This window comes from Nocardioides sp. IC4_145 (assembly GCF_011250565.1).
Lineage (GTDB): Bacteria > Actinomycetota > Actinomycetes > Propionibacteriales > Nocardioidaceae > Nocardioides.
Genome location: NZ_JAANMS010000018.1, coordinates 12,345 through 31,408 on the forward strand (window position 1 = coordinate 12,345; position 19,064 = coordinate 31,408).

Here is a 19,064-nt window from a genome sequence, read left to right on the forward strand (position 1 = left end):
CAAGCAGCCGGGCCGCGACCGCCGCCCTTCCGCCGCGGGTGGAACACGTTCTAGTGTCACGCCCATGCGCAACGGCCTCGTCCTCTTCACCTCCGACCGCGGCATCACCCCGGCCGCCCTCGCGAAGGCGGGCGAGGAGCGTGGGTTCGACACGATCTACGTCCCCGAGCACACCCACATCCCGGTCAAGCGGACCGCCGCCCACCCCGGCACCGGCGACGAGACGCTGCCCGACGACCGCTACCTCCGCACGCTCGACCCGTGGATCTCGCTGGCCACCGCCGCCGCGGTCACCACGCGGATCCGGCTGTCGACGGCCGTCGCCCTGCCCGTCGAGTCCGACCCGATCACGCTGGCCAAGCAGATCGCCACCCTCGACCACCTGTCCGGCGGCCGCGTCACCATCGGCGCCGGCTTCGGCTGGAACACCGACGAGCTCGAGGACCACTCCGTGCCGCCGGGCAAGCGCCGCACGGTGCTGCGGGAGTACGTCGAGGCGATGCGGGCGCTGTGGACGCAGGAGGAGGCGTCGTACGACGGGCAGTTCGTGTCGTTCGGGCCGTCCTGGGCCTACCCCAAGCCGGTCCAGGCCCACGTACCGCTCATCATCGGCGCCGGGGGCGGTCCGAAGACGTTCCGCTGGATCGCTGAGAACGCCGACGGCTGGATGACCACCCCCACCCAGCAGGACGTCCTCGCCAACATCGAGGCGCTGAAGAAGGCATGGGCCGAGGCCGGCCGCGACGGCGCCCCGGACATCCGGGTCCTCATCGCCTTCAAGCCCGACCCCGCCGAGCTCGCCGCCTGGGCTGAGGCCGGCTGCACCGAGCTCATCTGGGGCGTCCCCGACAGGTCCGAGGACGAGGTGCTCGCCAGCCTCGACCGGACGGCGAGCCGCCTCGGCCTCTCCGCCTGATCAGGCCTTCGCGACCGTCACCTGCGGCTCGCCGTCGCCGGCGACCAGCTCGAGCGACGTGGCCAGCGTCTCGCTGGTCAGCAGGTCGCGGTGGGTGTCGGCGGCGGCCAGCACGTCGGACGACCCGGCGACGGTGAGCGCGATCCGGTCGGAGACCTCCAGGCCGGCGTCGCGGCGGGCCTGCTGCACCTGGCGGACCAGGTCGCGGGCGAGGCCCTCGGCCGCCAGCTGCGGCGTCACTGCGGTGTCGAGCACGACGAAGCCGCCGCTGCGGAGCACGCCGGTCGCGGAGTCGGCGTCGGCCGATCCGGCGACGGTCTCGAGGGTGTACTCGCCCTCCTGCAGCGCCAGCCCGCCCGAGGTCACGGTGCCGTCCTCGGCCACCGACCAGTCGCCGGTCTTCGAGCCCTTGATCGCGACCTGCACGTCCTTGCCGAGCCGGGGGCCGGCGGCGCGGGCGTTGACGGTCAGCTTCTGCTCCACGCCGTAGGACGCCGCCTCGTCGGAGGCCGCGGCCAGCAGGCGCACCTGCTTGACGTTGACCTCGTCGGCCACGATCCCCTCGAAGCCGGCCAGCGCGGCCGGGCCGTCGACGACCACGGTCAGCGTCGACAGCGGCAGCCGGTTGCGCAGGTTGCCCGCCTTGCGCAGCGCGGACGTGGCCGAGCAGACCTCGCGGACCTGGTCCATCGCGGCGACCAGCGCGTCGTCGGCCGGCAGCGCGGAGACGTCCGGCCAGTCGGCCAGGTGCACCGACCGCTCGCCGGTCAGCCCGCGCCAGACCTCCTCGGTGGTCAGCGGCAGCAGCGGGGCGACGGTCCGGCAGACGACCTCGAGCACCGTGTAGAGCGTGTCGAAGGCCTCGGTGGAGTCACCCCAGAAGCGGTCGCGCGAGCGACGGATGTACCAGTTGGTCAGCACGTCGAGGAACGACCGCGTCGTCTCGCACGCGTCGGCCACGGCGTACTCGTCGAGCTGCGTGGTCATCGTCTCGACGTACTGCCGCAGCTTGGCGAGCAGGTAGCGATCGAGCGGGTCCTTGGAGTCGGTCGACCACTGGGCGGCGTACCCGGCACCGTCGTTCGCGGCGTTGGCGTAGAGCTGGAAGAAGTACCAGCTGTTCCACAGCGGGATCATCACCTGGCGCACCGAGTCGCGGATGCCCTGCTCGGTGACGACCAGGTTGCCGCCACGCAGGATCGGGCTCGACATGAGGAACCAGCGCATCGCGTCGGCCCCGTCGCGCTCGAAGACCTCGCGCACGTCGGGGTAGTTGCGCAGCGACTTGCTCATCTTGTTGCCGTCGCTGCCGAGCACGATGCCGTGGCTGATGCACGACTGGAACGCCGGCTTGTCGAACAGCGCGGTCGCCAGTACGTGCAGGGTGTAGAACCAGCCGCGGGTCTGGCCGATGTACTCGACGATGAAGTCCCCCGGGAAGTGGCCCTTCTTCTCAGCGGTGCCGTCAAACCACTCGGCGTTCTCGAACGGGTAGTGGTTCTGCGCGAAGCTCATCGAGCCCGAGTCGAACCACACGTCGAGCACGTCGGGCACGCGGCGCATCATCGAGCGGCCGGTCGGGTCGTCCGGGTTCGGGCGGACCAGCTCGTCGACGTACGGCCGGTGGAGGTCGGGCTGGCCGTCCTTGTTGCGCGGCAGCGTGCCGAAGTCGCGCTCGAGCTCCTCGAAGGAGCCGTAGACGTCGAGGCGCGGGTACGCCGGGTCGTCGCTCTTCCACACCGGGACCGGGCTGCCCCAGAACCGGTTGCGGGTGATCGACCAGTCGCGGGCGTTGGCCAGCCACTTGCCGAACTGGCCGTCCTGGATGTGGTCGGGCACCCAGCGGATCTGCTGGTTGAGCTCGAGCATCCGGTCCTTGATCGCGGTGACCTCGACGAACCACGACGAGACGCCCTTGTAGATCAGGGGCTCGCGGCAGCGCCAGCAGTGCGGGTACGCGTGGTCGTAGGTCTCGCGGCGCAGCAGCACCGTGCCCGGCGTGACGGCACCGGCGGCCTCGCCGGTCTCGCCACGGGTCGCGGCCTTGAGGTGGTCGATGACGTGCGGGTTGGCGTCGAAGACCTGCATGCCGGCGTACTCCGCGACCGGGTGGGTGAACCGGCCGTCCTTGCCGACCGGCATCACCGGCTCGATGCCCTCGCGGTCGGTGACCTCCTTGTCGACCTCGCCGAACGCGCCGGCGGTGTGCACCAGCCCGGTGCCGTCGGTGGTGGTGACGGCGTCGTCGGCGGGCACGACGCGGAAGGCACGCTCGTGGCCGAGGTAGTAGGAGAACGGCGGGGTGTAGGTCAGCCCGAGCAGGTCGGTGCCCTTCCCGCGCCACACCACGGTCGGCTCGTCGCCGAGCTCGCGGGCGTAGGCGCCGAGGCGCGCCTCGGCGAGGACGTAGCGGACGCCGTCGGCCTCGACCGCGACGTAGTCGATGTCGGAGCCGACCATGACCGCGAGGTTGCTCGGCAGCGTCCACGGCGTGGTCGTCCAGACGAGGAGCTTGGCGCCCTTCAGCTCGTGGTCGGAGGTGATGTCGTAGCCGACGGTGACCGCCGGGTCCTGGCGGTTCTGGTAGACGTCGTCGTCCATGCGCAGCTCGTGGTTGGACAGCGGCGTCTCGTCGTTCCAGCAGTAGGGCAGCACGCGGAAGCCCTCGTAGACCAGGCCCTTGTCGTGCAGGCGCTTGAACGCCCAGATGACCGACTCCATGTACTCCGGGTTCATGGTCCGGTAGTCGCGGTCGAAGTCGACCCAGCGCGCCTGGCGGGTGACGTACTCGCGCCACTCGCCGGTGTACTTCATCACCGACTCGCGGCAGGCCTCGTTGAACCGGTCGATGCCCATCTCGACGATCTCGTCGGTGGTCTTGATGCCGTTGAGCCGCATCGCCTCGAGCTCGGCGGGCAGGCCGTGCGTGTCCCAGCCGAAGCGGCGCTCGACGCGCTTGCCGCGCATGGTCTGGTAGCGCGGGACGATGTCCTTGACGTAGCCGGTCAGCAGGTGGCCGTAGTGCGGCAGCCCGTTGGCGAACGGAGGCCCGTCGTAGAAGACGAACTCGTTGCTCGCGTCCGCGCCCGGGTCGCGCTGGTCGACGCTCGCCTGGAAGGTGCCGTCGGCGTCCCAGTAGGCCAGCACCCGCTCCTCGATCGCGGGGAACCTCGGGGTGGACGGCACGCCGCTCTCGGAGGTGGAGACCTTCGGGTACGTCATTCGGGTTGCTCCTGCAGCTTCGACGGTGGGTCCTTCTCGAAACCACAGGGACGATCCGGCCGGACCGCGGTACCACCCTGCTTGCCGCCCGGTGCTGCTGGACGACCGCTCTCGTGCGGCTGTGACGGGCCCACCCGTCCGGTTCTACTGAGGACTCGCGTCCCGTTCTTCCGGAGGCTCACCGCTGATGACGGCTCGAACGCCTGTGCATCCAGGGTACGGCGCAGCCGCTCGCGGCCGCCAATCGGTTGTCCTGTCGTCGACGGGCTACCTGAAGTCGCCCGCCGCCCCGGCCTCACGCGGCGCGGCAGGTGGCGCAGCGGACTTCTGGTAGTCGGTCGACGGCAGCCTGCAGGACGCGGCGCACCTCGTCCCGGTGGAACATCACGTCCTCCCACGAGAACCTCAGCACCAGCCAGCCGTGCACGACGAGGGCGTTGTAGCGACGGCAGTCGCTGGCGAGCTGGTCGCGGCCACCGTGCCAGGCGAAGGAATCCGCCTCGATCACGATCCGCAGGCGCCTGTCGGCCAGGTTGACGCGGCCGATGAAGTCGCTGCCCCAGATGTCGACCTGCGGCTCGACGGCCAGCCCGTCGACCTCGAGGGCGATCGACCGGAGGACCGACTCGAACGGGTTTGCCGCCAGCGGGCTGGCATGCTCGGCCACCCGCCGGACCCTTCCCGCGCCGGCACCGCGCGCCGAGTCCGCGAGCGATTGAAGCGCCTGGGTCCCGAAGCCGTCGCGGAGCGCCGAGTCGGCGACGGCGAGGGCGTCGGCGAACGGCAACGATCGGGCGCAGTCGAGCAGCGTCCGTGCCTCGCTGGTGACCAGCCCGTCCCGCTCGTGCCGTGCGAGGTCGACGCGGTGGAGGTGCACGGACTCCGGCCCGGGTCGGCGTCCGCCCGGGACGATGACGTGCGGGCGATCGGGCGCCGTCGCGACCGACCAGCCGTGGAGGAGCGCGGCGCTGGTGTGCGAGACGACGCCGGTGACCCGGTGTGCGGCAGCACGCGCGTCGCCCACCTGCGGGAGTGCCCAACGGCCACGCGCCAGGCGGACGAGGTCGCCGCCGGCGATGGCTCGGTCGACCTCGGCACGGGAGGTGAGGGCGACGAGCTGGGCCCGGGTGGCGGTGCCACCCAGCCGCTGAAGGACCTCGACCACCGACATGTCCCCCACGCTGACCCAACGACGCCGGACGTGCATCCCGCTCTCCACAGGCCGACCCCGCTCGGGCCCGCTCAGAGGACGGTCGCCACCTCCCAGGCGGAGTGGACGGCGCCGTGGATGTAGCCGACGTCGACGGCGTCGCCGACGACGTCGACGGCGAACCCAGCGTTGCGCAGGTCGTCGGCGAGCGGGGATCCGGCGCAGGTGCCGTCGGCGTGCACGACGAGGTCGGCGGGGGCCGAGAACGAGCGCTCCCCCTCGGTCCACTCGACTGCGGACCCGGTGATCCGCGTGACGACCGCCTGGCGGTGGATGTCGACGCCGTGGCCGGCTGCGGCCTTGACCGCCGTCCAGCGCCGCGGCATGGCCATGGGCAGGCCGAGCTGGCGGCCCTCGTGCAGCAGGGTCACGCGGCGGCCGCGCTCGGCGAGGAACTCCGCGAGCTCGAGGCCGACGAGCGACCCGCCGACCACCACGACGTCCTTGCCGACGGGCAGGAACCGGCGGGTCAGGCGGCGCACCGCCTCCGGCGAGCGAGTGACGCCCGACGCGCGGCCGAGTCGCCCGAGGGTGCGCAGGACGGCACCGCCCTCGCCGGCGGTGGCCGTGCCGAGGAGCAGCGCGCGCAGCGTGTCGCCGGTGTGGACGTGGGGCAGGTCGCCGCCGGGGAGGTCCGGCCGCGGGCGCACCGCACCCGTCGCCACGACGACGTGGTCGGGTCGCAGCGCCCGGACCGACTCGACCGTCGCCCCCGTGCGCAGGCGCACCGCGATCCCGAGCCGCGCGACCTCCGCCTCGTGCCAGCGCAGCAGCCGCTCGTTGTCGGGGGTGGTCAGCGCGGAGAACCACAGCGTCCCGCCGAGGCGGTCGGACTTGTCGACGACGGTGACGCGGTGGCCGCGCTCGGCGAGCAGCCGCGCGGTCTCCAGCCCCGCCGGGCCGGCGCCGACGACCACCACGTGCTTGGTCGCGGAGACGGGCCGCAGCGGCAGCAGGGTCTCGTTGCCCAGCGCCGGGTTCACGGCGCAGAAGGGGGTGTCGTCGAAGAAGTTCTCGGCCACGCAGAGGTAGCAGTTGATGCACGGCCGCACCTGCTCGGCACGACCGTCGCGCAGCTTGTTCGGCAACTCGGGGTCGGCCAGCAGCTGGCGGCCCATGGCCGCGAAGTCGACCCGCCCGGCCGCGATCGCCTCCTCCGCGACCTCCGGCAGCACCCGGCCGACCGCGATCACCGGCACGCCCACCCGGGCGCGGACAGCGGCGGCGTTGTCGAGGTACGCACCGACCTGCGCGGGCAGCGGGCCGTCGGTGAAGTTGTCGAAGGGGTTGCGGCCCCACCCGGTCACGTGGATCGCGTCCGCGCCGGCGGCCTCGAGCAGCACCGACGCCTCGACCGCCTCGTCGAGGGTCAGCCCGCCGTCCTCGCCGTACTCCTCCCCCGCGAGCCGCACCAGCACGGCCAGCCGGTCGCCGACCCGGTCCTTGACGGCGCGGACGACCTCGCAGGCGAGCCGCGCGCGGTTGGCCAGCGGGCCGCCGTACTCGTCGGTGCGCCGGTTGTCGCGGCGGTTGAGGAACACGCCGAGGATGTAGCCGTGCGCGACGTGCACCTCGATCGCGTCCGCCCCGGCCCGCGCGACCCGCTCGGCGGCGTCGGCCCAGGTGTCGACCAGCCAGGCGATGTCGTCGTGGGTCATCTCGCGGTACGTCGCCTGCTTGCCCGCCGTCGCGGACGCCATCCGGCGCAGCTCGTCGGGGGTGCTGTCGACGAGGGCCGACATGTCGTAGCCGCCGGTCGGCGGGCTCGGCGCGAGCAGCGGCCGGTCGTTCGCGGTGTCGACGCGCGCGACCTTGCCGTGGTGGGTCGACTGCACGCACAACTTCGCGCCGGCAGCGTGCACGGCGTCGGCGAGCGCGCGCAGGCCGGGGACGAACCGGTCCTCCGACAGCCCCGGCTCCTTCGTCGACGCCGCCCCGTGCGGGAACGCGATGGCGCAGGCGCCGGTGATCACCAGCCCGGCGCCGCCGGCGGCCCGCGCGGCGTAGTGCGCGATCTCCCGCTCCTCGATCACGCCGTCCTCGGAGACGTTCATGTCCATCGCCGGCAGCACGACGCGGTTGCGCAGCTCCATCGGGCCGATCCGGCCGGGCGACATCAGGGCGGGGAAGGACTGGCTCACGCGCGCACGCTAGGTACGCCGCCACCGACCGCGTCCGCGCTGTCGCACCCACCGGGACCGGCACGGGCGCCCCGCCTAGACTCGAGCCTCGTGACTGCGACCTCAGCCTGGGGCCACGGCCTCGCGACCGTGACCGACGACGGCACCGTGCTCGACGTGTGGTTCCCGCAGCCCGCGCTCGGCGGGCGCGACGGCGCCGAGGTGCCGGCCGAGCTGACCGCTCTCGAGGGCCGCGACGACGTACGCCGCGTGACCCGCGAGGTGCGCACGGTCGAGGTCGCGGACCTCCGGGCCGCGCCCGCGTCGACCGAGGACGTGTGGCTGCGCCTGCACCTGCTGAGCAGCCGGCTCGCGGTGCCGCACACCATCTCGATGGAGGGCGTCTTCGGGCTGCTCACCAACGTGGTGTGGACGTCGGCCGGCCCCTGCGCGGTGGAGGGCTTCGAGCTGACCCGGGCGCGGCTGAGGGCGAGCGGCCAGCACGTGACGGTCTTCGGGGTCGACAAGTTCCCGCGGATGGTCGACTACGTCGTGCCGGCCGGTGTGCGCATCGCGGACGCCGACCGGGTCCGCCTCGGCGCGCACCTGGCCGAGGGCACGACCGTCATGCACGAGGGCTTCGTCAACTTCAACGCCGGCACGCTCGGCGCGTCGATGGTCGAGGGCCGCATCTCGGCCGGCGTGCTCGTCGACGACGGCTCCGACGTGGGCGGCGGCGCCTCGATCATGGGCACGCTCTCCGGCGGCGGCAAGCAGGTCATCTCGATCGGCAAGCGCTGCCTGCTGGGCGCCAACGCCGGCCTGGGCATCTCCCTGGGCGACGACTGCGTGGTCGAGGCCGGCTGCTACGTCACCGCGGGCACCAAGGTCACCGTCAAGGACATGGACGGCAAGCCGCGCGTGGTGAAGGCGATCGAGCTCTCCGGCACCAGCAACGTGCTGTTCCGCCGCAACTCCGTCTCCGGCGCGATCGAGGCGGTGCCGTGGCGCAGCGAGGGCGTTGAGCTCAACGCCGCGCTGCACGCCAACTGACCCGCGTCGGACCCGGCCGGGTTGGGCGGGCCCCGGACACTGGGCGCATGAGGCACGCTGCATGAGGATCGGTTCGGCCGTGGCGCTGCTGGGCGCCGCAGCGCTCGGCGTCACGGCGTACCTGGGTTGGGACGTGCTGCGCGAGTCCACACCGTTCTCCGGCGGCGAGCAGTGCACGGCGACGGTGGACGGCCGCACGGTCGAGCTCGAGGTCGAGCAGGCGGAGAACGCCGCGCTCATCACCGCGATCGGCGTCGGCCGGGGCATGCCCGCGCGCGCCGCGACGATCGCGCTCGCGACGGCGTACCAGGAGTCGAAGCTCTACAACATCGACTACGGCGACCGGGACTCGCTCGGGCTGTTCCAGCAGCGGCCCTCGCAGGGCTGGGGCACGCCCGACCAGGTGCTGGACCCGGTGTATGCGACCAACGCGTTCTACGACGGGCTGGCCGAGGTGGACGGCTACGAGTCGATGGCGGTGACGGTGGCTGCGCAGCGCGTGCAGCGGTCCGCCTTCCCCGACGCGTACGCCGACCACGAGGCCGACGCCCGGGTGCTCGCCTCGGCGCTGACGGGGAACTCGCGAGCGGCGTTCTCCTGCGAGCTCGACGGCGACGCCGAGGAGGCCTCCGACGAGCTGACCGACTCGGGCCTGGTGAGGCGTGCCGAGAAGGTGCGCCGCGAGGTCGTGAACGTCTTCGGCGAGCAGTCGCTCGGGGGCTTCGCGCCGGGTGGTGTGCGCGACGGGCACATGGAGGGCTCGACGCACTACGACGGCCGCGCGGTCGACATCTTCTTCCGGCCGGTCACCGACGAGAACAAGACCCGCGGCTGGGCGGTGGCCCACTACCTGGTCGCCATGGCCGACCGGCTCGACGTGCAGACCGTGATCTTCGACGGCCGGATCTGGAAGAACGGCTGGCGTTCGGGCTCCGGCTGGCGCGACTACGACCCGCCCTCGCGCTCGGGCGACCGGGCGATCCTCGAGCACCGCGACCACGTGCACGTCGACGTCTTCGACTGACCAGTCCGCCTCGGCCTCCTGCACAGCACAGCGCCACCGCCCCTCGCTCGGGGCGGTGGCGCCGCGTGTCCTGCCGGTGGTGCTCCAGCTCGTGCTGTCAGGCGGCCTCGCGCGGGAACGGCAGCGGGAGGTCGCAGATCGGCAGCGGGATCGGGAGCGCGTCGCAGATCGCGTCGAGCGGGTTCCCACCGCCCCCACCTGCAGCGGCGTCGCAGATCGCCTGGGGCAGTCCGGCGTCGCACAGCGGCTGGATCGGGCTCGCGCCGCCGGGGCCCGGGGCGCCGCCCGCGGCGTCGCAGAGCGGCTGCAGCTGGGGAACCGCGTCGCACAGCGGCTGGATCGGGCTCGCGCCGCCGCCGCCTCCGCCCGGGGTCGGGATCGGCAGGCTGCCGAACGCGTCGCAGATCGGCTGCGGCAGGCCGGCGTCACAGGCAGGCTGCAGCGGGTTGCTGGCGGGCGGCTCCGGGGTGCTGCTCCGCTGGCACTCGCGCAGGTCGCGCTGGGCGCGGGCCTTGCGCTTCTTGGCCCGGTCGAGCTGCGCCTTGGCCTTGTTCTTCTTGGCCTTCGCCTTCTTGACGGCGGACTTCTTGCCGGACTTCTTGGCCTTCTTCAGCTGCTTCTTCGCAGCCTTCAGCTTGGCCTGCTTCTTCTTCGCCTGCTTCGTGGCCTTGTTGACCGCCGACCTCTCGGACGAGCAGTCGGCTGCAGCGGCAGCCGTCGTGGCGGCCGTCGCGGTGCTGGAGCTGCGGGCGACGCCGGCGCCGGCGCCACTGGCGAACCCCAGCACGAGCGCGATGGCCACGAAGGCCACCGCCGCCGGCCGGAGGAGGAAACGGGTCATGAAGTTCTCCTGGGAGTCGAGTCAGCGGGCAGACGCGCGGGTGGCGTCGCTGCGCCACGGTAACCCGGTGTGACCTGACCCACACCCCCTTCCCCAGCGACACGACGGACCGCTTCCAGCGCTCAGGAGGGCCCCAGCCGGGTACCGTGCCTCGTGCCCGAGTCCCACGACGCCCCCGACCTGACCGCCGCGCCGGCCGCTCCCGACACCGCCGGCGCCGTCACCCTCGACCCGCGCGAGCGCCAGCAACGGATCGGCGCCGGCCTGGGCTGGCTCGCGACCTGGTCGTGGCGCTGGATCGGGATCGCGATCGCCGCCGCGATCCTGGGCTGGCTGGTCGGCGTCCTGTGGGTCGTGCTGCTCCCGATCTTCCTGGCGTTGACGCTGGCCTCGGTGCTGCAGCCGGTCTCGCACTACGTGGTCCGCCGGACGCCGCTGCCGCACGGGCTCGCCGCCGGCGTCGTCCTTCTCGGCTCCATCGCCGTGCTGGCCGGCCTGGTCACCGCGATCGCGCCGTCGGTGACCGGCCAGTGGGGCGCCATCGTCGACGACGCGACCGAGGGCGCCGACCAGCTGCGGGCCTGGGCGGTCGAGCGGGATCTGGTCTCCCAGGCGCAGCTCGACGACGCCCTCGCCCAGGCCACGGACCGGCTCCGCGACAGCGCCGGCTCGATCGCGAGTGGCGCGCTCGCGACCGCGAACGCCGTCACCTCCGGCCTGGTCACCCTGGCGCTCACGCTCGTGCTCACCTTCCTGTTCCTCAAGGACGGGCACCGGTTCCGCCCCTGGGTGGCCCGCATGAGCGGCGCCCGGGTCGGTCGCCACCTCGAGGAGGTCCTCGACCAGATGTGGACGACCCTCGGCGGCTTCGTCCGCACCCAGGCGATCGTGAGCTTCGTCGACGCCGTGCTGATCGGCATCGCGCTGGCCGTGGTCGGCGTCCCGCTGGCGATCCCGCTGGCGGTCCTGACGTTCATCGGCGGCTTCGTGCCGATCATCGGCGCGTTCGTGGCCGGCGGCCTCGCGGTGCTGGTCGCGCTGGTCTCGGTCGGCTTCCAGGGCGCGCTCATCGTGCTCGCGGCGATCATCGTGGTGCAGCAGCTCGAGGGCAACGTCCTGCAGCCGTGGCTGCAGTCGCGCGCGATGCAGCTGCACGCCGGCGTGGTGATCCTCGCCGTCACCCTCGGCTCGACGCTGTTCGGCATCGCCGGCGCGTTCCTCGCGGTGCCCGTCGCCGCGGTGGCCGCCGTCGTGCTGCGCTACCTCTCCGGGCTCGCCGACCCGCCGCAGGAGGCCACTGCGCCGGACGACCCGGAGGACCCGGCCCCGGAGGAGGCGGCGGCGATCACCGCCGCGGAGCAGCACCCCGGCGTGACGCCGCCGGCGACGTCCTGATCGCACGGGTGCCAGCCGACTGCGTACCCGCGGTCGGCTAGGGTGCCGGTCCGTCCCCGGGAGGAAGGAGACGGAGCGTGCTCGCGCTGCCCGCCCACGGCTTCGTGGTGCTCTCGGCCCCCAAGTGCGCCTCCACCGCGCTGGAGGAGGCCCTCGGTGACCGGGCCGAGATGGTCATGCGCCACCACCCCCGGCTCAAGCACGTCAACGTGCGGGCCTTCCACCGCTACGTCGCCCCGCTGCTCGGGATCGCGGGCTACGAGCGTGACGACTACGAGGTGGTCAGCCTGCTCCGCGACCCCGTGGACTGGCTGCACTCGTGGTGGCGCTACCGGCAGAGCCCGCACGTGCGCCAGGCCGAGGGCGACGGGTCCCGCTGGACCGGGTCGATGGAGTTCGCGGAGTTCGCGGCGGCGTACGTCGCCGGCCGCGGCGCCGAGATCGGCGTGCTCGGGCGGCCGGCGCGGTTCGTGCTCAAGCAGGACGGCTCGATCGGTGTGGACCGGCTCTTCGCCTACGAGCGCACCGACGTGTGGCAGGGCTGGCTCCGGGAGCGGCTCGGCGAGGACGTGGAGTTCCCGGTCAGCAACCGCTCCCCCGTGCGGACCGAGATCGAGCTGGACGACGACCTGCGCGCCCGGCTGGCGGCGTACTTCGCTCCCGAGGAGGAGCTGCGCGCCCGGGTCACGGCGACCGGCGAGTGGGCCGGCGCCCGGGGCTCGCGCCTGACGCACCCGGTCGACTGACGCCCGGGGTCAGGCGCGGAGCCGGTCGGCCGCAGCCTGGATGCGCTCGTCGGTGGCGGTGAACGCCACCCGCACGTGCCGGTTGCCGGCGGCGCCGTAGAACGAGCCCGGCGCGACCAGGATGCCGCGCTCGGCCAGCCCGGCCACGGTGTCCCAGCAGTCCTCGTCGTGGGTGGCCCAGAGGTAGAGGGACGCCTCGGAGTGGTCGATGCGGAACCCCGCGCCCTCCAGCGCGTCGCGCAGCACGCGCCGCCGCGCGGCGTACCGAGCGTGCTGCTCGCTGGCGTGGACGTCGTCGTCGAGGGCGGCGGCCATGGCGCGCTGCTGGGGGCCGGGCATCTGGAGGCCGAGGTTCTTGCGGACGGCGAGCAGCTCGCCGACGAGCGCGGCGTCGCCGGCGACAAAGGCGCAGCGGTAGCCGGCGAGGTTCGAGCGCTTCGAGAGCGAGTGCACGGCGAGGATGCCCTCGGCCGAGCCGCCGCAGACGTCGGGGTGCAGCACCGAGACCGGCTCCGCCTCCCAGGCGCACTCGAGGTAGCACTCGTCGGAGACCAGGATCGTGCCGCGCTCGCGGCACCACTCGACGACCTTGCGCAAGTGGTCGACCGGCAGCACCCGGCCGGTGGGGTTCGAGGGGCTGTTGAGCCACAGCAGCCTCGGCACCTCGGGACCGAAGGCCGTCAGCGAGTCGGTCGCCAGCGAGCGGGCGCCGGCGAGCGCGGCGCCGACCTCGTACGTCGGGTAGGCCAGCTCGGGGTAGCCGATGAGGTCACCGGCACCGATCCCGAGGTGCACCGCCATCGACCCGATCAGCTCCTTGGAGCCGATCACGGGCAGCACCTGGTCCAGGCCGAGGCCGGTCACGCCGTGGTTGCGCTCCAGCCAGTCGAGGGCCGCCTGCCGGGTCTCCGGGCGGCCGATCGTCAGCGGGTAGCCCGGCGAGTCGGCGCCGGCCCGCAGCGCCTGCTGGACGACCTCGGGGGTGGGGTCGACCGGGGTGCCGACCGAGAGGTCGACGATCCCGTCCGGGTGCTGACGGGCCTGCTCGGCGTACCGGACCAGGTGGTCCCAGGGGAAGTCCGGCAGCCGGGAGGAGACGCTCAACGAGATGCTCAGTGGTCCTGGTTCTGCGGGTCGAGACCGGCGATGAACGGGTGGTCCTTGTCGATCTCACCCATCTTCGCCGCGCCGCCGGGCGAGCCCAGGTCGTCGAAGAAGCCGACGTTGGCGGTGTAGTAGTCCTTCCACGCCTCCGGCACGTCGTCCTCGTAGAAGATCGCCTCGACCGGGCAGACCGGCTCGCACGCACCGCAGTCGACGCACTCGTCGGGGTGGATGTAGAGCATCCGCTTGCCCTCGTAGATGCAGTCGACCGGACACTCGTCGACGCACGCGCGGTCCTTCACGTCGACACACGGCTGCGAGATGACGTAGGTCACCGGGTCCTCCTGGGAGCGCAAAGGGATGCACGTACGGACCCAACCCTAGTATCCGGACGTGCCCGATCCGTCAGAACCCCACGATGTGGGCCGGCAGGTGGGCGAGCAGGTGGGCCGGCACCTGCTCGGCCCGCACGTCGTCGGCCAGCGCGTGGTCGTACGCCGTGTGGTGCGCGGCGAGGTCGGCCCCACGGGCGGGCCGGCGTTCACCGACCTGCTCGGCACGTGCCTGGCGTGGACGGCCGGCCCCGGGGGGACCTGCGTGCTCCAGCCGGACCCGCGCGCCGGCGAGCCGCTGCCCGAGCCGGTGCGGATCGCCCTCGCCGACATCGTCTCCGGCAAGCCGGTGCCGCCGCGGCCGAGCCACCGGCTGCGGGTCGAGCCGCGCGAGGCGCAGCTGCGCGCGCTGGCGCTGTGGCCGGACCTGGTGACCGAGGAGGTCGGTTCCGGGCCGGGCGGGTGGCTGCTCCGGCACTCCCCCACCTCGCCGAACCGGCGCGCGAACTCGGTGCTCGCCGTCGGCCCGCCGGGCGCGCTGCCGGTCGACGAGGCGCTCGAGCGGGTCGTCGCCTTCTACCGGGCCACCACCGGGCGGCCGGTCGCGGCCGTGCTCACCGACAGCGCCGAGGAGGCCGGGCTGCGCGAGCGCGGGTGGGTCGCCGAGAGCGACGAGGCCGACACGGTGTTCTCCGTGGCCGGGGTGGCTGCGGCGCGGCGCGCGCTGCGCTCCGCCGGCGGCGCGGGCGGTGCTGCCGACGGCCCGGAGGTCGAGTCGCTGGCGCCCGGGGTGGTGCGGGCGAGCCTTCCGGGGGCGACCGGCGTGGCGGCGTACGACCGGGACTGGGTGGGGTTCCGCAGCGTCGAGGTGGACCCCGACCGGCGGCGGCAGGGGCTCGGGCTGCGGGTCATGGCCGCCTTGCTGGGCTGGGGCGCGGAGCTCGGCGCGACCACGGCGTACCTGCAGGTGCTCGGCGACAACGTGCCTGCGCTGGCGCTCTACGAGCGGCTGGGGTTCGTCGAGCACCACCGGTACCGCTACCTGGCGCGCTAGCGGCCCAGCCCGGTGGTGCGGGCCGGCCCGCGGCGGCCGACGGCGAGCGGGCGGAGGTCAGCACTGCGGGCCGAGCAGGTGCCTCCCCCAGCTCAGCACGGCGGCCGGAAGTCCTTCCGCGCCGGACCTGGCCGGGTCAGCGCATCGAGGGTCCAGGCGATCGCCGTGCGGCTCGTCGGGATGAGCAGGTGCTCGGCGAGGTCGCCCGGGCAGGAGTCCTGGATGGTGGTGTTCGTCGTGCGCGGGCCCGCCCTGAGGTAGCCGGACAGGTGCGGCACCACGACCTGGTCGTACGCCGTGGTGACCTGGGTGTAGCTGACCTTGCCGGGCGTCTCGTCGCCCGCGTTGAGCCGGCGCAGGAAGGCCGAGCCGACGGCCTGCTGGTTGCAGGAGTAGCAGACGACGTCGAGGAGCGGGTTGGTCAGCAGCGCCAGCGCGGTGCCGCCGCTGAGGACGGTGCCGTGGTTGGACGGCGCGAGCCCGACGAGGTCGTCGACGACCTTCGCGCCGCCGAGGAACTTGATGTAGTAGCGCGGCATCATCCCGCCCTGCGAGTGGCCGACCATCGAGACCTTCGCCGCGCCCGTTGCCTTCAGGACGCGGTTGGTGAACCGCTTGAGCTGCTTGGCCGACGTGACGATGTCGCCGGTGCCGCGGTTGCCGTAGTCGAGGGAGAAGACGCAGAACCCCTTGGCCTTGACCGCCGCCGACAGCGGGTCGAGAAGGCTCTTCCGGTCGCCGATCGTGCCGTGGACGATGACCACCGGCGTCGGCCGCTTCCTCGTCGGCTCGCAGTCCCAGTCGTTGGCCCCCGTCGGCTCGCCGAGACCGCCCGGCAGCGGCAGCGGGAACCCGGACGGCGCCGCTGCGGCCGTCCCGGTCGTGCCGAGCGTGGCGAGCACGCCGAGGACGAAAGCAGTGACGAGAGCAGTGACGAGAGCCGAGACGACGGCCGCGAGGGATGCGCGCACGTCTAGACCAACGACGCGCGTGCCTCGCGGTTACCGACGAAGGGCTACCGGCAGACCACCGTGTCCGAGGGCGTGTACGTCGTGTGGAACTCCTCGCGCTTGACGACCTCGTCCTGGCCGGGTCGCTTGAAGTACCGCACGACGTCGACCTGGAAGCCGGAGTAGCCGGTGTTGGGGTAGCAGTCGTCGGTGGTCAGGGTGCGCGTCTTCGGCGGGGTGTAGGCGTAGCGGTCCGAGGTGGTGCTCGTGATGTCCCAGACCTTCGTCGACCACATGGAGACGGTCACGGCGCCCTGCCCGCCCGGGCTGCTCGGGGACACCTTCGCGTCGATGAGCACGCCGTGCTCGGTGTCGTTCCTGAAGCGCAGGTCGAGCGCGCCCCACGCGACGGTCGCCTCGCGGCCGACCGGGTAGCGGTCGATGTAGAACGAGTGCGGCTTGTGCTCGACGTCCTCGAGCCCGGCGAAGAACATCGCGTTGAACAAGGTCGTCGCCATCTGCGAGACACCGCCGCCGAGGTCCTCGACGAGGATGCCGTCGTTGATGACGAAGCCCTCGGTGAAGCCGTTCTCCGCGGTCCGCTCGCCGACGGTGTCGTTGAGCGAGAAGGTCTCCCCCGGCTTCAGCACCGTGCCGTCGACGAGCTCGGCGGCGCGGCCGAGGTTGACGTTGCGGTAGTCCGCGTGAGGGTAGTAGGTCGTGAACGTCGAGACCTGCTCCTTGATGTTCAGCTTCCGTGCTTCCGCGGTGGTGAACTCCGGCTCGGCGACCTGCGCCTCGACCTCGAGCTCGCGGTCGCCCTCCTCGCGGGTGACCAGGTCCAGGAAGGTCGCGCTGACGTCCTCGGGGTCGTAGCTGACGCCCGGCTTGGCGGGGACGACCTTCGGCTTGCCGTTCACCAGCCGCACGGTCGCGTCGACGGGTGCGCCGTCGTCGCCGACCGCGTCGCCGACGAGCTCCTCGAGCGCGGCCTCGTCCACCTCGGGCACCAGCGCGCCGTCCTCGGCGGTCATCGAGAGCAGCGGCCCGAACTCGCGCGGCAGCAGCCGCACCGGCGAGTCGCCGAAGACGAGCGTCACCGGGCCGGACATCGCCGGGTTCGCGAAGTCCTCGACCGCCGTGCGCAGGTCCGCCTCGTCGACCTCGGGCTCCACCTCGACGAGCGGCAGGTCGACGGTCGGGTCGTCGGAGAGGTACGCCGCGGCGAGGTCGTCGCGGAGCGCCTGGCGGTCGACCTCCTCACCCGTTCGGGGCTCGCGCGTCACGACACGGCTGCCCTCGAAGGACACGGCCGCGTCGCGGGCCGGCCGGCCGACCCCCCTCTCGACCGGGGCCAGCGCCTCGGCGAGCGCGGCGTCGTCGACGTCCACCACGGCGTCGAGGTCGTCGCCGTCGGTGTAGTAGGCCCACAGGCGGCGCGGGTCCCACGACCGCCCGCCGCCTGCCTCGGCGACCGACTCCTCGTGGTCGACCGACACCCCGGCCGTGGCCGGGTCCAGCTCGAAGGTCTCGCCCCCGGCGGTCAGCGTGAACGGCTCGGCCGCGCGGTCGGCGAGGCCGTCGCGCAGCGTGGCCACCGCGTCCTCGGGCGTCTTGCCGCCGATCGCGACCCCCGCGACGCTCGTGCCGCGGGGCACCTTGTCGCCCGCCATCGCGTAGGCGACGACCCAGCCGGCGCCGACGAGCACCACCAGCCCCAGCAGGACGAGGAGGACGGCGCGGCCGCCGGCCTTCTCGCGGGACGGGGCGGTCTGCGGCTCGGTCACCCGCTCAGTCTAGGAAGGCTCGGTCGACGACGCGGCAGGCGTCCGGTCGGGGCGTGGCAGCGTGGCGACCGAGAGCACGAGCAGCAGCACCGCCACGCCGAGGACGACGTAGCCCGCGACGCCCGCCGGCACGAGGAAGCCTCCGTCGGGCCGCTCCTGCAGGGCGGCGGCCAGCACGGCGGCGTACGCCACGGCGTAGGGCGGACGCGCCGACCAGTGGACGGGCAGCGCGACCACGGCGGCCGCCGACGCCGCGACGCCGAGCAGCAGCCCCCACCACAGCTGGTGGAGGGCGACCGTCGCCACCGCGACCGCGAGGCCGAGCGCCGCGGACGCGACGAGCCGCCCGACCGCGGCGACCACCTTCACGAGCAGGTCAGAGCCCGGCGAAGAGGTCGGCCTCGAGCCCGTCGTCGCCGACCGGCCCCTGCTGCCCCTTGGCGATCCGGTAGAACTCCAGTCCCCAGGCGGTCGCCCCCACGTTGTTGCTGAGCGCGAAGAACGGGCCGTCGGTCGTGACCTGCGTCGGGTACGCCTTCAGCGCGGCCATCTTGCGGTCGACGAAGTCGGTGGCGTCCACGCCGGCGGCGAGGTTCTCGTCGGGCGTGACGAAGTGCGGCAGCGGGCCGTCGGGGTCCATGCCCTCGAACGACGTCGTGTCGCCGGCCTCGCGGAGCATCCGCAGCCCCTCGCGCATGCGGCTCTCCGACATCGCACCCCAGTAGATCTTGGCGATGTCCCACGGCTCGCCGAGCTCGAGCCGGTACGACGGCACTGCCGCGAGCTGCGCGGCGTACATCGCGACCCGGTGGGCCTGGATGTGGTCGGGGTGGCCGTAGCCGCCGAACTGGTCGTAGGTGACCAGCACCTGCGGCCGCACCTCGCGGATGATCGCGACGAGGTGGTCGGCGGCCTCGGTGAGGTCGGCGTTCCAGAAGGCGTTCGGGTGCTTGGCGATGACCTCGGGGTCGCCGATCGCGTGGCCGTCGGCGTGCCAGGCCATGCCGGAGTCGCGGTAGGTGCCGAAGCCGCCGAGCCAGCGGTGGTCGGTGACACGGAGCTCTGCCATCGCGTCGGCGATCTCGCCGCGGCGGTGCTCGCCGAGGCGGTCCTCCTTGTCGGCGGCCAGGTGCTCGAGCTCGGGGACGAGGATCTCCCCCATCTCGCCGGCCGTGCAGGTCACGAGCGTGACGCCGCGGCCCTCGGCGACGTACTTCGCCATCGTGGCGCCCTGGCCGATCGTCTCGTCGTCGGGATGGGCGTGGACGAGGAGCAGGCGGTGCTGGGGCTGCTCGGGGCGCTCGGGCATG

At 73.1% G+C, this 19,064-nt stretch carries 16 protein-coding genes; 6 read left to right on the top strand and 10 right to left on the bottom strand.

Features of this window, described 5'->3' with window-relative positions; all coding sequences use genetic code 11:
• The first annotated feature begins 64 nt into the window (after positions 1–64).
• Positions 65–916: an LLM class F420-dependent oxidoreductase gene (locus tag G6553_RS09590; RefSeq protein ID WP_166191460.1), complete on the top strand. Its 852-nt coding sequence runs from the start codon at positions 65–67 to the stop codon at positions 914–916.
• Here the strand turns inward: G6553_RS09590 and ileS are convergent, their stop codons facing one another.
• From ileS to G6553_RS09605, 3 genes are all read right to left on the bottom strand, one after another.
• Positions 917–4,138 (bottom strand): isoleucine--tRNA ligase, encoded by a 3,222-nt coding sequence (gene ileS, locus G6553_RS09595; RefSeq protein WP_166191463.1) that lies wholly within the window; start codon positions 4,136–4,138, stop codon positions 917–919.
• Positions 4,139–4,433: 295 nt separating this feature from the next.
• Positions 4,434–5,309 (bottom strand): DUF559 domain-containing protein, encoded by an 876-nt coding sequence (locus G6553_RS09600; RefSeq protein WP_166191466.1) that lies wholly within the window; start codon positions 5,307–5,309, stop codon positions 4,434–4,436.
• A 71-nt stretch (positions 5,310–5,380) separates the two neighbouring features.
• A complete protein-coding gene (locus G6553_RS09605; RefSeq protein WP_347565613.1) occupies positions 5,381–7,489 on the bottom strand; it encodes an FAD-dependent oxidoreductase in 2,109 nt (702 codons plus the stop codon).
• A 90-nt stretch (positions 7,490–7,579) separates the two neighbouring features.
• On the opposite strand from G6553_RS09605, the gene dapD reads away from it, so the two are divergent.
• Together dapD and G6553_RS09615 are read left to right on the top strand one after the other, a co-directional pair.
• A complete protein-coding gene (gene dapD, locus G6553_RS09610; protein ID WP_166191469.1) occupies positions 7,580–8,521 on the top strand; it encodes a 2,3,4,5-tetrahydropyridine-2,6-dicarboxylate N-succinyltransferase in 942 nt (313 codons plus the stop codon).
• 61 nt (positions 8,522–8,582) lie between these two features.
• The gene (locus G6553_RS09615) at positions 8,583–9,545 is read left to right on the top strand and encodes a hypothetical protein (RefSeq protein WP_166191472.1); all 963 of its coding nucleotides are present in this window, start codon (positions 8,583–8,585) and stop codon (positions 9,543–9,545) included.
• Between the two features lie 97 nt (positions 9,546–9,642).
• Here the strand turns inward: G6553_RS09615 and G6553_RS09620 are convergent, their stop codons facing one another.
• Entirely contained in the window at positions 9,643–10,386 is a 744-nt protein-coding gene (locus G6553_RS09620) for a hypothetical protein (RefSeq protein WP_166191475.1), read from the bottom strand.
• Between the two features lie 153 nt (positions 10,387–10,539).
• Between G6553_RS09620 and G6553_RS09625 the strand changes: the two genes are divergently transcribed.
• Together G6553_RS09625 and G6553_RS09630 are read left to right on the top strand one after the other, a co-directional pair.
• Complete coding sequence (locus G6553_RS09625) at positions 10,540–11,781, top strand: AI-2E family transporter (RefSeq protein ID WP_207619571.1); 1,242 nt, start codon at positions 10,540–10,542, stop codon at positions 11,779–11,781.
• Between the two features lie 77 nt (positions 11,782–11,858).
• Complete coding sequence (locus tag G6553_RS09630; RefSeq protein WP_166191478.1) at positions 11,859–12,527, top strand: hypothetical protein; 669 nt, start codon at positions 11,859–11,861, stop codon at positions 12,525–12,527.
• A 9-nt stretch (positions 12,528–12,536) separates the two neighbouring features.
• Here the strand turns inward: G6553_RS09630 and dapC are convergent, their stop codons facing one another.
• Complete coding sequence (gene dapC / locus G6553_RS09635) at positions 12,537–13,637, bottom strand: succinyldiaminopimelate transaminase (RefSeq protein ID WP_347565619.1); 1,101 nt, start codon at positions 13,635–13,637, stop codon at positions 12,537–12,539.
• Between the two features lie 2 nt (positions 13,638–13,639).
• Complete coding sequence (fdxA, locus tag G6553_RS09640; protein ID WP_166191481.1) at positions 13,640–13,966, bottom strand: ferredoxin; 327 nt, start codon at positions 13,964–13,966, stop codon at positions 13,640–13,642.
• 97 nt (positions 13,967–14,063) lie between these two features.
• On the opposite strand from fdxA, the gene G6553_RS22135 reads away from it, so the two are divergent.
• Entirely contained in the window at positions 14,064–15,017 is a 954-nt protein-coding gene (locus G6553_RS22135; protein WP_166191484.1) for a GNAT family N-acetyltransferase, read from the top strand.
• A 92-nt stretch (positions 15,018–15,109) separates the two neighbouring features.
• Here the strand turns inward: G6553_RS22135 and G6553_RS09650 are convergent, their stop codons facing one another.
• Genes G6553_RS09650 through mshB form a run of 4 tightly spaced genes read right to left on the bottom strand, consistent with a single transcriptional unit; the run spans position 15,110 to position 19,063 of the window.
• A complete protein-coding gene (locus tag G6553_RS09650; RefSeq protein ID WP_166191487.1) occupies positions 15,110–15,988 on the bottom strand; it encodes an alpha/beta fold hydrolase in 879 nt (292 codons plus the stop codon).
• Between the two features lie 44 nt (positions 15,989–16,032).
• The gene (locus tag G6553_RS09655) at positions 16,033–17,754 is read right to left on the bottom strand and encodes a VanW family protein (protein WP_166191490.1); all 1,722 of its coding nucleotides are present in this window, start codon (positions 17,752–17,754) and stop codon (positions 16,033–16,035) included.
• Positions 17,755–17,763: 9 nt separating this feature from the next.
• Complete coding sequence (locus G6553_RS09660; protein WP_166191493.1) at positions 17,764–18,123, bottom strand: hypothetical protein; 360 nt, start codon at positions 18,121–18,123, stop codon at positions 17,764–17,766.
• Positions 18,124–18,130: 7 nt separating this feature from the next.
• Positions 18,131–19,063 (bottom strand): N-acetyl-1-D-myo-inositol-2-amino-2-deoxy-alpha-D-glucopyranoside deacetylase, encoded by a 933-nt coding sequence (mshB, locus tag G6553_RS09665; protein ID WP_166191496.1) that lies wholly within the window; start codon positions 19,061–19,063, stop codon positions 18,131–18,133.
• Position 19,064: the final 1 nt, after the last annotated feature.

Bases quoted from the DNA above. Each gene is read 5' to 3' on its own strand.
- G6553_RS09590 (WP_166191460.1), top strand. From the start codon at position 65: ATGCGCAACGGCCTCGTCCTCTTCACCTCCGACCGCGGCATCACCCCG.
- ileS (WP_166191463.1), bottom strand. From the start codon at position 4,138: ATGACGTACCCGAAGGTCTCCACCTCCGAGAGCGGCGTGCCGTCCACC.
- G6553_RS09600 (WP_166191466.1), bottom strand. From the start codon at position 5,309: ATGTCGGTGGTCGAGGTCCTTCAGCGGCTGGGTGGCACCGCCACCCGG.
- G6553_RS09615 (WP_166191472.1), top strand. From the start codon at position 8,583: ATGAGGATCGGTTCGGCCGTGGCGCTGCTGGGCGCCGCAGCGCTCGGC.
- G6553_RS09620 (WP_166191475.1), bottom strand. From the start codon at position 10,386: ATGACCCGTTTCCTCCTCCGGCCGGCGGCGGTGGCCTTCGTGGCCATC.
- mshB (WP_166191496.1), bottom strand. From the start codon at position 19,063: ATGCCCGAGCGCCCCGAGCAGCCCCAGCACCGCCTGCTCCTCGTCCAC.